Here is a 12,909-nt window from a genome sequence, read left to right on the forward strand (position 1 = left end):
TTTTTTTAACCCTTTCATTTTGAAAAAAAGACTATTGCTCCTTTTTGTATTTTTTATCTGCTCCTTTATTATGATCACATTTTTTAAAAAACCTAAAAGCACCGTTCCCAAGAATATTCGTCAAGAGGTAAAAACGGCGCTGAGCTATTTTCCCGAACTGGATGGTATTCCAATTCGTTTCAAGTTCAAGAAAAGTATAAAAAAATCGGTGATGCTCGCGCAGCCCACCTGGAGCGGACTGTTAAAACCCCGAAAGGAACGGAGTTACGTAATTCTTATCAGCGAAAAGTTTAAAATATCGGGAGAAGAATTCAAAACTGTGGATGTCCCGCGCGATGTGCTCATTGGGTGGATAGGTCACGAGCTCGGACATGTAATGGATTACCAACAGCGAGGAAATTTAAACTTAATGGGATTTGGAATTAGATATGTAATGCTTAAAGAATTTGTAAAAAAAGCGGAGCGAGCTGCCGACTCGTTTGCAGTATCGAGAGGCATGTCCAATTATATCTTAAAAACTAAACGGTTTATACTGAACCATGCCAATATAGACAATGGGTATAAAGAACGAATCAAACAATATTATCTGTCGCCGGACGAAATTATGGAAATGGTAAAAAAACAAGACTCCACGAACAACAACGATCTTTTATAATTGTTGGGATATAAAATCCTCCCATTCCTGAAAGCGTTCCTCTCCCATCACTCTTTCCATTTTTACCTGTCCGCCTTTTTTCTTGTTGGCACCACTCCATTCCGCAAACATTTGCTGCGGTACAAACCGCACCTTGACCCCTTGCAAGGCCTTGCTACGGGCGACCATATAATTTTTATTGGCGTTTTGTAGATAATTATCCAAAATCTGGGCGGTGTTATCCCTGTCCAACTTTTTATCGGAGCCCAAGTACCACGAATGATAAAACCCATCGTCAAAACGTTTGGCGCACAATGTAAATTCCGGCACTTTTATGTTCAGTGTATCTTCCAGGTGTTTTACCGCATCGTTTAACTTGTTCACGGAAAGTTGGGAGCCAACGGTATTCAAAAAGAATTTGGTGCGACCGGTAATTTTAATTTCGGCCCGCTCTACATCCGTAAACGCAATAGTATCCCCAATGATGTACCGCCAAGCACCGGCCACTGTAGATATAATTAGAACATAATCCACGTCCTTTTCCACCTTGTCCAATGTAAGCGATGGAGCATCTTCCGTTAAAGACCCATCTTGGTTGACATATTGGGGCTCGAAAGGGACAAATTCAAAATAAATACCATTGTCCGTAATCAACTTCATTGCAGTGGTCTCCGGCCGCACTTGGCAAGCAAAAAATCCTTCGGAAGCCAAGTACGTATCGATTACCTGAATGGGACGGCCCAAAAGAGCATTAAAGCTTTTCTCATAAGGATCAAAAGCCACCCCCCCGGAAGTATAGGCCCGTAGGTTGGGCCATATTTCGTGAATATGGTTCACCCTATGATATTCCAGTACTTTTTTGAGCATTAGCTCCATCCAAGAAGGAATACCGCTCAATGCACCAATATCCCAGTTTTTGGCATGTTTGGCTATGGACAAAACCCGCTCGTCCCAATCATCTATTTTAGCAATCTTTTCTCCGGGCTTGTAATATTTTTTAAACCAAAATGGAATATTGCTGGCGCTTATCCCGCTTATTTCACCTTCCTTTTTTCCGTCCCGTTCCTCTAAATTGGTAGAACTGCCCAGCATCATAATCTCTTTTTCAAAAAAATCCGCTGGCATATCAAAATTGCTCATTGCGAACACTTGTTCTCTACCTGCTCGAGTAATGGAATGGAGCATGTCGGTGGTTACGGGTATCCGTTTGGATTTTTTGCCGGTGGTTCCCGAAGAAAGTGCGAAAAAATCCGGACTGCCCGGCCAAGCCACATTGGGTTCCCCGTTTATGGTTTTGTCCCACCATTCGGATTTTATCTTGTTATAATCGAAATAGGGTACGGAGTCCGAAAACGTCCTTTGGATATTTTTGGAATTCAAAATGGAATCGAAACTATACTTTTTTCCAAATTGGGTGTCCTTGGCCTTTTCCAGTAGGTCCACCAATACCTTATGTTGCTCTTTTGCCGGATCACCTTCTATGCTCAGGGCGTCTCGCGCCTCGATAACTCCTTTTATAATATTTCCTATAATCGCCATTTTGGGTTTTTTGTTTTACTCAAAAGTACCCAGTGGAGCTCGGAGAGTTTTACTCAATCCATATTTAAATTAACGTAAATGATCTTAAAAATTAAGGCTAACCTGCAAGGACGAGGATACCTTAACCCCTTTTTTTGGTTTTGGCTGAACAAGATTGTTTTTAATTTTTGAAAAAAGTGGTTCTGGAGTTTCCTCATTGACCAAAACATAACCGTTGGATGGATTAATTTGCATTACGACCAAAGAAAGGTATTCCATTAAGTGTTCTGCCTCACCAATGAGTATCTTTACCACCTGTAACCGAACTGCATATTCCAGTTCTACGCGCTGGAAATGGTCCAAACCCTTGCCGCTTTTCAAAGATTTCCAGATTATTTTCAAAATAAATTTTTTACAAAAATAATCTAAATAATATTTTGATAACAATTTATTTACATTAATTTAATATTGACAAATTGATCTCCGAACATCAATTATAATCGCAACTTAGAATAGACAAGGCATTCCATAAATACCGATACTCAACTCCTATGAGTTTCACTCTTTTAGATTTTGATAGGACTTTAGTAAATTGACTTCTTAATGTTTTCATAAATATGAAAATCAAATGGTTCCATAGGCAAAAAATATCAAACTAACTCTTATATTTAGCCGATTGCGAATAATTTTAAAAATAAAAAATGACCCAAGAGCTATTAATTGAAAAGGCAGAGGAGTTTGAAAAAAGACCCATGAGCCACATGTCCACAAGTGATAGGGTTGAGGCCTCGAGAGAAGCAAAAAGTTTAATCCTATCCATTAACGAGATATATAAGAAAACCAAGGATTCCAAGTTAATGGAAGTTATGAAGAACATTACCGCCAAAAAGCGCAAAATCGAAAAGCGCCTTAAAGGTACCCCACTGGTTTAAATAATTTTATACAAATCTATTGCGAAAGGGCGTTGGTTAGGACCAACGCCCTTTCGCAATACTACAAACAAGCTTCCTCACAATTATTTAACCTCTTGCTTATCAGTAAGAAATAGGAATTTATTTTCTATTTCCTTCTACCAAAAAGGTTGTTTTCCCATCTACATAGCTTTTACGACCACTTATGTTGCATTTGCCGCAACCAATAAAAATATGCATTGGAATTATTGGTGTTTTAGATAATTTAGGTCTGTAGTTTTAACTCAACTAAATCAAAAACACCCAAAAAATGAACACTATAGAAGCAAAGTTAGGATACTTGTTCTGGTATGCTGTAATTGCACTGTCCGTCTACTCCCTATTAAGAAGTATTTATCTCTACTTTAATTAAGCTATACTAAACACCGACCAAAATATCCTCAGTTAGTTATGTGTCTGATCAGGCTCCTTTTTAGGGGCCTTTTTATTTCCATTCCATTTTAGGGAGCATTATTTCCCTTTTATTGTGAGAGTTCTCCACATTGATCAGTACTTCGTTCAAAAAAGAAATGGCCTCGCCAATATGGGGGCCTTTGTTCAACATAACACATTCGGCCTGTACAGAAGATGTAATATCCGTAATCTCCGACCTGGATGGCATCCCCTTTTTTGCCAATCCCTCCAAAACTTGGGTGGCCCAAACTACCGGGACATGGGCGGCACTTGAAAAGGAAAGTATCCCTTCTTGTACCATCCCCATGCTCTTCCAACCCACCTCAAGAGCAAGATCTCCTCGAGCTATCATTATCCCTATCCGTTTTCGCTGCATTGCCATAATTAAAATATTGATAAGGTTTTGGTACGCTAATTTGGTCTCTATTTTTAAAATAACCCCCAAATTTACACCTGCGCCCAATCTTTCCAATTCAACATAAAGCTCATTAACGTCTTCTGCATTGTTAACATAGGAATAATTGACAATGTCCGCGTTTTCGACCACAAATTTGAGATCCTGCCTATCCTTTTCGGTCAATCCGGATATACCCAGATCCAAAGTCGGAAAATTAATTCCTTTTTCTCCTTTTAATTTAGAGCCTCCCTCTCCTGCTCTAGTTATCTCAACCCGAAAAGAATCTGCCCCCACCGATACGACCTTGCCTTCAATCTTACCATCGTCGAACAGAATGGGCGCTCCGGTTTCCACCCTTTGAATTATTTGAGGAGGCACGCAACTTACCTCTGCTGGCACTACCACCTTTCCCTCATGGTCCAACGTTGCCTCTACGGCAACATCCGATCGGCCGGTAACCACGAGCACATCGCCTTTGTTGAGTCGTAAAAATTCTTTTCTCTTCTTTTTCTTCTTTTTATGGTAACCCAAATCAATTTTTCCTGTTCTTACTTTGGCGCCGGACAAATCCATGGCGACCTTTACCGTGGTGTTGCACTCCAGCGCCGCCTTTCTAACATTCCTTATAATGGCCGACCATACCTCCGGGGAATCGTGGGCACAATTTATTCGAGCACAATCCATTCCGTTTTTAACCATTTCCAAAACCAATCCATAATTCTCTGCCGCCTCGGTCGGTTGGGTGACCATTATGCGAACTCTTCGCGATCTTTTGGATTTTCCGAACAATTTGTTGGTATGTTTTTCTAACAGCTTTGCCCCGTCCCCAATGCCCAAGATTCTATCCTCTGCCAAATCTGGTGGCATCCCCATCAAACTATGAACAATAAGTTTTAGTTTGAACAGGCTTCCCAATATATTTCCTTCGGAATTGGCCAAACGTGTCAGTCCCAATTGCTTGAGCCCTTTTTGCATTTTTCTGGCATCAAAACTTCGAAAAGCCGCATAGTGCATTAGATTTTTTACACTCTCCTTGTACGTTCGGGACACCATTTCCACCAATTCGTAGCCCTCAAGGTCTTTTTCCTGAATCAGCTCTATGACCTGGTCAATTTGTACTAGTATTTTTTGAAGTTCATCTACCGTAAGGCCCATACCTACTTTTTACTACAAAGATGAGCTTGAAACTTTATAAAAAAACTGATGTTCATCAGGCAGTGCTACTTTGCTCAAAGTATTTTATAATGATGAAGCTGCATTTTTTGCCTTGTTCTTCACAAGAATGTTGGCACCTTCAAAAATCCATACCCGCCATATCCTTTCTTGGAAAAAATTCATCTTTCTCGAAAGGAACGAACCTAAAAATCTACCTATCTTTAAGCATCGATTTGCAACAACAACTAAATACAAATACGTTGAGCAAAAATCTACTTCTTATCCTAACACGAAATCCGGAACTTGGCAAATGTAAAACCCGTTTGGCAGCAAAAGTGGGAGATACGGCTGCTCTGGATATTTATAAGTTTCTTTTACGCCATACGGTTTCTATTACCCAAGATCTACAAGTAGAGAAATGGGTCTTGTATTCTGAAAATATTTGGGAAGACGATATTTGGAGCAACCTTGGCTATAAAAAAAAATTGCAGGTCGGGGAAGATTTGGGCGAACGCATGTCACATGCGTTTGCCGAAGGTTTTAGGGCAGGATTCGAGAATATTATTGTTATTGGTAGCGATATGTTCCATTTGGACCAATCCGATCTGGAAAAAGCGTTTATCCAACTCCAATCCAACGATTACGTAGTGGGACCTGCCGAAGATGGTGGATATTATCTTTTGGGGATGAAATCCCTGCAAACAGCATTGTTCGAGAACAAAGCATGGGGAACCGATACCGTTTTGTCCGATACCCTAAAAGATTTAAGATCCAAAACCGTTTATTTTTTGGACGAGAGAAACGATGTTGATCATTACGAAGACATTAAAGATATTGAGGCCTTTGAGCCATTTTTAAAACACATTGAGCCATGACACAAAATCAAATCGACGAATCGGTAGATTATTTAAACAAAAGAGGCTTTGAAAATCCTGAAATAGGCATTGTACTCGGAACAGGGCTTGGTCAACTCATTGACAGCATCGAAAACCCGATTGAGGCCCATTACAACCATATACCCCATTTCCCGTTGGCCACTGTAGAATTCCATACCGGTAAGCTGATCTACGGAACCATTGAGGGCAAATCCGCAGTGGTAATGCAAGGGCGTTTTCATTTATACGAAGGCTACGATTTTTTGGATATTACCTATCCGATACGGGTAATGCACCAACTGGGCATAAAAAAACTGTTCGTTTCCAATGCCGCAGGAGCTATTAACCTAGAATTTAAAAAAGGCGACATTATGCTGATCGAAGACCATATCAACCTACAAGGCGGCTCCCCATTGGCATTTAAGAATGTGGGTGAGTTTGGAGATCGTTTTGTGGATATGAGCGAGCCCTACGACCTGCAAATGCGACAAAAGATAGAGCAAATAGCCACTAAAGAACATATTTCCCTAAAAAAGGGCGTCTATGCCTCGGTCGTTGGTCCACAATTGGAAACCAAGGCAGAATACCGCATGTTGAAAATAATGGGTGCCGATGCGGTGGGCATGAGTACCGTTCCAGAAGTTATAGTAGCCAATCAACTACGGTTACCTATTGTGGCGGTCTCGGTATTGACCGACGAATGCGACCCGGATAACCTACAACCCGTAAAGGTTCAAGAAATTTTGAAGATAGCTGGTGAAACCGAACCCAAAATGATTAGACTATTTAAAGAATTAATAAAAGAATTATGAGCTATTTAGATGCAACACAAAACCTTTACAAAGAAGCTGCGCTAACACCAGATGTGGGACTTTGCTGTACCACCAACCCGATTTGGCAGTTTCCAGGGCTTTCCATTCCCAAAATAATGCAAGAGATGAACTACGGCTGCGGCAGCACTGTATCTGCCCAAGATTTGGTAAATGAGCCCAACATACTTTATGTTGGTGTTGGCGGTGGAATGGAACTTTTGCAATTCTCTTATTTTTCGCGAAAAAAGGGAAGTGTGACTGGTGTGGATTCGGTAAATGAAATGTTGGAGGCCTCTCGAAAAAACTTCAAAATAGCGGAAGAGGAAAACGATTGGTTCAAAAGTGACTTTGTAAACTTGGTAAAAGGAAACGCATTAAACCTTCCTGTTGCCGATGAAAGTATAGACGTTGCAGCTCAAAACTGTCTTTTCAACATTTTTAAACTGGATGACCTAAAAAAAGCGGTTTCCGAAATGTACCGAGTTTTAAAACCTCATGGCAGACTGGTAATGAGCGACCCTGTTTGTGAACAACCTATGAGCGATGAGCTACGCAACGACGATCGTTTAAGGGCGCAATGCCTAAGCGGGAGCATTCCACTTAAGGAATACATTAAAGTTTTGACAGACACCGGTTTCGGAACCATTGAGATAAGAGGAAAACGATCTTACCGGGTTTTATCGCCCAACCATTACCCAACGAACGAAATTATCCACATTGAGTCCATTGAAATTGCTGCCATAAAAGACCCAATGCCCGAAGACGGCCCTTGTGTTTTTACAGGTAAAACCGCCATCTATTTTGGTAATGAGGAGTTTTTGGATGACAAAAAAGGGCATGTTTTGCTGCAGAACCAACCTTTAGCCGTTTGTGATAAAACTGCTGCAGCTTTGGCCAAGGTCTCCGATGAAATCTATATTAGCGAAAGTACCTACCACTATAACGGGGGTGGATGTTGCTGATTTGAAGAAGACCAATAGTTTCCTTTGAAGCCAAGCAGGCAGTGTGGTCAATTCTCGAATTTCACATCAGCATAGTCATTCATAATGCCATTGCGGATCAAATTGGCAAATTCTTCTTTGTTCGGTTTAATGGAGATTTTACTTTCTGACTCTGGAGATGTCTTTTCCAGGGTCAGCAAGCTTATAGCGGGTAGTATGTTTTTTGCCAAAAAAAGGCTGCTTTGGTCTTCAAAAATATGACTGGCCTCATCCAGTGTTCTATTGGAGACACTGTTTTCTTTAAACACATTCTGGATGCTTTGCGCAAAACGTTGACCTTGTGAACTTTTGTTGTAGTGATAGACCGCAACATCCATGGTGTTGCTCCCAGAAACATTTTCACTGCGGATAACCAGTACACGCTGATATTTACCTTTGTGCTGCAGATATCGTTTATTGATTACATTTACGTAGTCGCCCATCGGATTTTCGTTGGATGCACTTGCTAAGGGCGTATCTTCTTCCATAATGTACACTTTAGCGCCATGCACCATAAGTTCGGCTGCCAATTGTTGAGAAATATCCCTTAAAAAACTATCTCCTTCACTCCTGTTTTCCGCAATTAGGTAATATACAGCATCTTTTAATTTTTCGCTCTTTAACGACATTTGTGCAAGTTCCTTATCAAAAATTGGCGCCTCTTCTTCATTTTTGGGTGCTACGATTATACCTGTTTTTTTAAAGGAATCGCTAGCATTGGGTATTTTATATTCCGTACCCAGTTTTAGCGCACTGCCTTCTTTTATTTTATCTGAATTTAACGCTAAAAACTCGCCATAATGCTTTACCGGGTCCAGCCCCTGTTTACGAAGCAAAGAAAAAATACCGTCTCCTTGTTCTGCAATCGCAATGGTATATTGGTTTTCTTGGGAAAAAATAAACGTACAGGCCCAAACCCAAAATAGAAGGGATAATCTAAAATTCATTTTTAGTATGTTTTTGGGTGGGATGCCCTACAAAGATGGTAAAAAAACTGTTCTGATTATGTTTTGACCGGGAAAAAATTTCAGTAGATACACCAAAACCATCAAAGCCTTGTTTTTCTTTCTTGGGAATATTGCTTTCGAATAACGGATTCGGCAGGTTTATTTTGTGGGGTAAACCTATTATCCTCATGTCCACCTACCTCATTATGTTGCATAAACCATTTCCAGACAAAACCTCCAGCAAACCAGCTCTCGGACCAAAACTCATCGAACAATACCTGGGTGGCCCTTGCCTGTGCCTCAAGATTGACATCGGTTTGGTTACGATCCACCAACCATGGTTTTTTCCCTGTAAAATCCATGCTCCTATACCCAAATTCCGTAAAAAGAATGGGGCTTTTTTTGTTTTTGGAAACCTCTTTTAATTTTGCTTTCCATGGTTGCCATCCTTTTGAAAGTGTTTCTACGGATGGATTTTCCTCTTCGCAAAGGGGAAAGTAGGCGTTTACCCCAATATAATCCAATCGGGACCAAAATGGTGTTTTTGCATACTCGTCCCAATTGGCTGCATAAGTAATTTCGCCATGATACACATGTCTGACCTTTGTGATGAGTTCGCTCCAAAATTCGGGGCGTTCGTTTACAAAAACCTTAAGCTCGGTACCTATACAGAATATATCGCTTTGAGTTTCCTCCGCTAAAGTTGCATATAGCAGAATAAATGCTTCGTAAGCCTCTTCGAATTGTTTCCAATCCGCTTCTGTCAACATTTTCAAGTTACCCGTAAAGGCTCCCCTGCTGATCCAAATTTGAGGTTTTACCATAATCCTGACCCCATTTTGGTGCATTTTTTGGATATACTGCTCAACCCCTTCCTTGCGCTCTCCGAACCATTGCCTGTCGGAATCAAAAACCAAATCCGGTGAATTTATATCACTCGTAAAACCAAATGGCATAATGGCCGCATAATTGGCCTGGACATCAAGTACCGGATCGATATGCTGTTGCGAAGCTTCCTCACCAGAAGACACAAAACTAACACCGTTGACCTTATGGAATTTGGCGCTGCTGCAAGACACCAACACCGTGGCACAAATAAAAATGATCTTCTTCATAATGATTGTAGACCTACTAAATTACTAATTTTAAAACATCGTGAGACTCCCAAAATCTTATTAAATTACTTTCGCTTGTTAAGTTCGCCCTATAAAGTCGACGTATTAAACAATCAAACTAAACCTATGGAACACATTGTTATTATTGGAAATGGTATTGCCGGTGTTACGGCTGCCCGACATATTCGAAAGTTGTCCGATAAAAAAATTACCATTGTTTCCGCCGAATCCAAATACTTTTTTTCACGCACTGCCCTAATGTACGTGTATATGGGGCATATGAAGTTTGAACATACCCAACCTTATGAAAACCATTTTTGGAAAAAGAACGGAATTGATTTGATGGAAGGCTTTGTGGATAAGGTGGACACCCAGAACAAACTTCTAAAAATTAAAGGCGCTGCCGACCTCAAATACGATAAACTAATTATAGCAACCGGCTCCAAGCCCAATAAATTTGGCTGGCCAGGTCAGGATTTGGATGGGGTACAAGGGCTCTACTCCAAACAAGACTTGGAGTTATTGGAAGAAAACGCCCCGAACAACAAAGTGTGTAAACGTGCCGTGATTGTAGGTGGTGGATTGATCGGTATTGAATTGGCAGAAATGCTGCGTACCCGAAACATCCCTGTTACCTTTTTGGTACGCGAAACCAGTTTTTGGAACGGGGTACTGCCAAGTGGCGAATCGGAAATGATCAATGAACACATTCGGGAACACCACATAGACCTACGTTTGGGTACTTCCTTAAAAGAAATAATTCCAGATGAAAACGGAAAAGTAAAGTCCGTGGTGATCGAGGAGACCGGCGAGATAATAGATTGCACTCTTGTTGGTTTGACCGCTGGGGTCACACCTAATATTGATTTTCTGAAAGATTCAGGTATTGAGTTGGGACGGGGGGTTAAAGTGAACCGTTTATTGGAAACCAATACTAAAGATGTTTATGCCATTGGCGATTGTGCCGAACAGCATGAGGCCATTGGAAACCGTCGCCCTATTGAGGCTGTTTGGTACACCGGCCGGATGATGGGAGAAACCCTTGCCCAAACGATTTGCGGGAATCCCACCGAGTACAAACCGGGACATTGGTTCAATTCGGCCAAGTTTTTGGACATTGAGTACCAAACCTATGGTTGGGTTTTTTCGGAACGAAGAAAAAAAGATTCCGAAACCCATTTTCATTGGCGGCACCCCAAAGAAAAAATTTGCTTAACGATTGCGTTCGATAAAGATTCCAATGCCTTTTTGGGCATCAACACCTTTGGCATTCGCATGCGCCACGAGATTTTCGACCGTTGGCTGAACGAAAAAAGAGATATCGATTTTGTAATGGAGCATCTGGTTGATGCTAATTTTGATCCAGAGTTCTACAAACGTTTTGAAAACGAAGTTGTATCCCAGTACAATAGCGACTTTCAAAAATCCATCAGACTGAAAAAGAAAAACCTAAAACGCATCTTCCAGATCGCCTAACCGAATATTATGAGCACTTTTGACAAAAGCATGGCCCTGACCGGGGAACCCCCCAAAAGCCTAAGTACCATTCAAAAACTGGCAACATTATTGGGCCTTTCCGGCCTTGGCATTTTTTTACTTGCCATGTTCAACATCAACTTCCCGAACAAGGTGTTATGGCTTTCCATATCGCTATCAGCTATTGCGATCGGTATTATTTGGTTCTCTTGGGATGCCTACAGCAACAAACTTCCTGGTATAAAAAACGATGGGGTCTGGTTCAAATCCATATCCAGTCGCGGATTATGGGGTTGGGTGGCCGGAATTGCACTTACCGGATTTTATATCGTATTATATTTTTACCCCGAATACCTTGGCCTTGTCAGCGATGGTGCAAATAAAGGCATAATTGCACTTTTTGACCCTTTGAGCAGGCTTTTGAGCGGAAATCCGGCCAGTCAATGGTTTGTTTACGGCACATTATATACGGTGGCCATATTGGCTTTTGGCATAAAATTTCTCTGGAAATACCGTCACAACCGTTACGAAAAGCTGCGTACCATTAGTGTAATGTTCTTTCAAACCGCTTTTGCCTTCATCATCCCAGAATTAATGGCCCGTTTGAACGGTCACAAAATCTTGAACGGCGGAAGCCTTCCTTATTATGACCTAAAGAACGTTTGGCCGCTCAACTATTACAACTTTGAAAGTTACCGTATAAAAGCCTTTTTAAGTTCAGGTGAAATTGGTTTTGCTTTATTGATATTTGGTATCCTTTCCATTTTTGTGATTACCCCTATCCTTACCTATAAATATGGTAAAAGATGGTACTGCTCCTGGGTCTGTGGTTGTGGCGGTCTTGCGGAAACTGCAGGTGATTCGTTTAGGCAATTGAGTGATAAATCCACATTTGCTTGGAAAGTGGAACGCTGGGTAGTGCACAGCGTAGTGGTTTTTGTAACTTTAATGACCACGGCGGTAATCTATTCCTATTTGGGAACCGACACCAGTAAGTATTGGTTGACCAAAAGCACATTCCTTTTAAGTGTAGGTGGTTTGCTTACCTTGGTATTTGGCTGGGTCATGATCTTTAAACGAGAACAGCTTCAAAAAGATGCCCTTTACGGAGCCATTGGTTACTTTGTAATTATAATAGCTTTGATCGGGTTTCACTTTTTTAGTGGCGAAGGAGAAGTATTCCTATTCAAGTCCGGCACACTTCGTAAATCTTATTCTTTTTTAATAGGCAGTGTTTTTTCTGGAGTTATCGGCACAGGGTTCTATCCCATTTTTGGGAGCAGGGTCTGGTGTAGGTTTGGTTGCCCCATGGCGGCCATACTGGGCTTTCAGCAACGACTTTTTTCTCGATTTAGAATAACAACCAATGGAGGGCAATGTATTTCTTGTGGTAACTGTTCCACCTACTGCGAAATGGGGATCGATGTACGAGCCTATGCGCAAAAAGGAGAGAACATAGTTCGCTCCAGCTGTGTGGGATGTGGCATTTGTTCCGCCGTTTGCCCAAGAGGCGTCCTAAAATTGGAGAATGGGCCTTTGGAAGGAAGAATTGACAGCAATCAGGTTTTATTGGGCAACGATGTAGATTTAATGTCCCTAGTGAACAAGAGGTAGTTGTTTTCTCTTTTTGAAAAAT

At 41.1% G+C, this 12,909-nt stretch carries 12 protein-coding genes; 7 read left to right on the forward strand and 5 right to left on the reverse strand.

The window, feature by feature from the left end:
• Window positions 1-19 precede the first annotated feature (19 nt).
• A complete protein-coding gene (locus tag ABTP35_RS04580; RefSeq protein ID WP_293298967.1) occupies window positions 20-655 on the forward strand; it encodes a hypothetical protein in 636 nt (211 codons plus the stop codon).
• Here ABTP35_RS04580 and ABTP35_RS04585 read toward each other — a convergent pair.
• The gene (locus ABTP35_RS04585; protein WP_293298965.1) at window positions 650-2,173 is read right to left on the reverse strand and encodes a GH3 auxin-responsive promoter family protein; all 1,524 of its coding nucleotides are present in this window, start codon (window positions 2,171-2,173) and stop codon (window positions 650-652) included. The genes ABTP35_RS04580 and ABTP35_RS04585 overlap by 6 nt on opposite strands.
• Before the next feature lie 84 nt (window positions 2,174-2,257).
• A complete protein-coding gene (locus ABTP35_RS04590) occupies window positions 2,258-2,554 on the reverse strand; it encodes a hypothetical protein (protein ID WP_293298962.1) in 297 nt (98 codons plus the stop codon).
• A 299-nt stretch (window positions 2,555-2,853) separates the two neighbouring features.
• Between ABTP35_RS04590 and ABTP35_RS04595 the strand changes: the two genes are divergently transcribed.
• Entirely contained in the window at window positions 2,854-3,084 is a 231-nt protein-coding gene (locus tag ABTP35_RS04595; protein WP_293298959.1) for a hypothetical protein, read from the forward strand.
• Between the two features lie 463 nt (window positions 3,085-3,547).
• Here ABTP35_RS04595 and ABTP35_RS04600 read toward each other — a convergent pair whose 3' ends face one another.
• A complete protein-coding gene (locus tag ABTP35_RS04600; RefSeq protein WP_293298956.1) occupies window positions 3,548-5,068 on the reverse strand; it encodes a pyruvate kinase in 1,521 nt (506 codons plus the stop codon).
• Between the two features lie 89 nt (window positions 5,069-5,157).
• On the opposite strand from ABTP35_RS04600, the gene ABTP35_RS04605 reads away from it, so the two are divergent.
• Genes ABTP35_RS04605 through arsM form a run of 3 tightly spaced genes read left to right on the forward strand, consistent with a single transcriptional unit; the run spans window position 5,158 to window position 7,717 of the window.
• Window positions 5,158-5,943, forward strand: a complete 786-nt coding sequence (locus ABTP35_RS04605) for a TIGR04282 family arsenosugar biosynthesis glycosyltransferase (protein ID WP_313790265.1) — start codon at window positions 5,158-5,160, stop codon at window positions 5,941-5,943.
• On the forward strand, window positions 5,940-6,755 hold the full coding sequence (locus tag ABTP35_RS04610) for a purine-nucleoside phosphorylase (RefSeq protein WP_293298953.1): 816 nt from the start codon (window positions 5,940-5,942) through the stop codon (window positions 6,753-6,755). The genes ABTP35_RS04605 and ABTP35_RS04610 overlap by 4 nt, the downstream gene beginning before the upstream one ends.
• Window positions 6,752-7,717, forward strand: coding sequence for an arsenosugar biosynthesis arsenite methyltransferase ArsM (gene arsM, locus ABTP35_RS04615; protein ID WP_293298950.1), 966 nt, complete (start codon window positions 6,752-6,754; stop codon window positions 7,715-7,717). The genes ABTP35_RS04610 and arsM overlap by 4 nt, the downstream gene beginning before the upstream one ends.
• A 47-nt stretch (window positions 7,718-7,764) precedes the next feature.
• Here arsM and ABTP35_RS04620 read toward each other — a convergent pair whose 3' ends face one another.
• Window positions 7,765-8,682 (reverse strand): hypothetical protein, encoded by a 918-nt coding sequence (locus tag ABTP35_RS04620; protein ID WP_293298947.1) that lies wholly within the window; start codon window positions 8,680-8,682, stop codon window positions 7,765-7,767.
• A 101-nt stretch (window positions 8,683-8,783) separates the two neighbouring features.
• Window positions 8,784-9,797 (reverse strand): glycoside hydrolase, encoded by a 1,014-nt coding sequence (locus ABTP35_RS04625; protein WP_293298944.1) that lies wholly within the window; start codon window positions 9,795-9,797, stop codon window positions 8,784-8,786.
• A gap of 126 nt (window positions 9,798-9,923) precedes the next feature.
• Here ABTP35_RS04625 and ABTP35_RS04630 point away from each other — a divergent pair, with 126 nt between their 5' ends.
• Both ABTP35_RS04630 and ABTP35_RS04635 read left to right on the forward strand, forming a co-directional pair.
• Entirely contained in the window at window positions 9,924-11,273 is a 1,350-nt protein-coding gene (locus tag ABTP35_RS04630) for an FAD/NAD(P)-binding oxidoreductase (RefSeq protein WP_293298941.1), read from the forward strand.
• A 9-nt stretch (window positions 11,274-11,282) separates the two neighbouring features.
• Entirely contained in the window at window positions 11,283-12,887 is a 1,605-nt protein-coding gene (locus tag ABTP35_RS04635; protein ID WP_293298938.1) for a 4Fe-4S dicluster domain-containing protein, read from the forward strand.
• Window positions 12,888-12,909 lie beyond the last annotated feature (22 nt).

Source organism: Flagellimonas alginilytica (assembly GCF_042134605.1).
Classification (GTDB): domain Bacteria; phylum Bacteroidota; class Bacteroidia; order Flavobacteriales; family Flavobacteriaceae; genus Flagellimonas; species Flagellimonas alginolytica.

Bases quoted from the DNA above. Each gene is read 5' to 3' on its own strand.
- ABTP35_RS04625 (WP_293298944.1), bottom strand. From the start codon at position 9,797: ATGAAGAAGATCATTTTTATTTGTGCCACGGTGTTGGTGTCTTGCAGC.
- ABTP35_RS04605 (WP_313790265.1), top strand. From the start codon at position 5,158: ATGATGAAGCTGCATTTTTTGCCTTGTTCTTCACAAGAATGTTGGCAC.
- ABTP35_RS04595 (WP_293298959.1), top strand. From the start codon at position 2,854: ATGACCCAAGAGCTATTAATTGAAAAGGCAGAGGAGTTTGAAAAAAGA.
- ABTP35_RS04630 (WP_293298941.1), top strand. From the start codon at position 9,924: ATGGAACACATTGTTATTATTGGAAATGGTATTGCCGGTGTTACGGCT.
- ABTP35_RS04635 (WP_293298938.1), top strand. From the start codon at position 11,283: ATGAGCACTTTTGACAAAAGCATGGCCCTGACCGGGGAACCCCCCAAA.
- ABTP35_RS04585 (WP_293298965.1), bottom strand. From the start codon at position 2,173: ATGGCGATTATAGGAAATATTATAAAAGGAGTTATCGAGGCGCGAGAC.
- ABTP35_RS04620 (WP_293298947.1), bottom strand. From the start codon at position 8,682: ATGAATTTTAGATTATCCCTTCTATTTTGGGTTTGGGCCTGTACGTTT.
- ABTP35_RS04610 (WP_293298953.1), top strand. From the start codon at position 5,940: ATGACACAAAATCAAATCGACGAATCGGTAGATTATTTAAACAAAAGA.
- ABTP35_RS04600 (WP_293298956.1), bottom strand. From the start codon at position 5,068: ATGGGCCTTACGGTAGATGAACTTCAAAAAATACTAGTACAAATTGAC.
- arsM (WP_293298950.1), top strand. From the start codon at position 6,752: ATGAGCTATTTAGATGCAACACAAAACCTTTACAAAGAAGCTGCGCTA.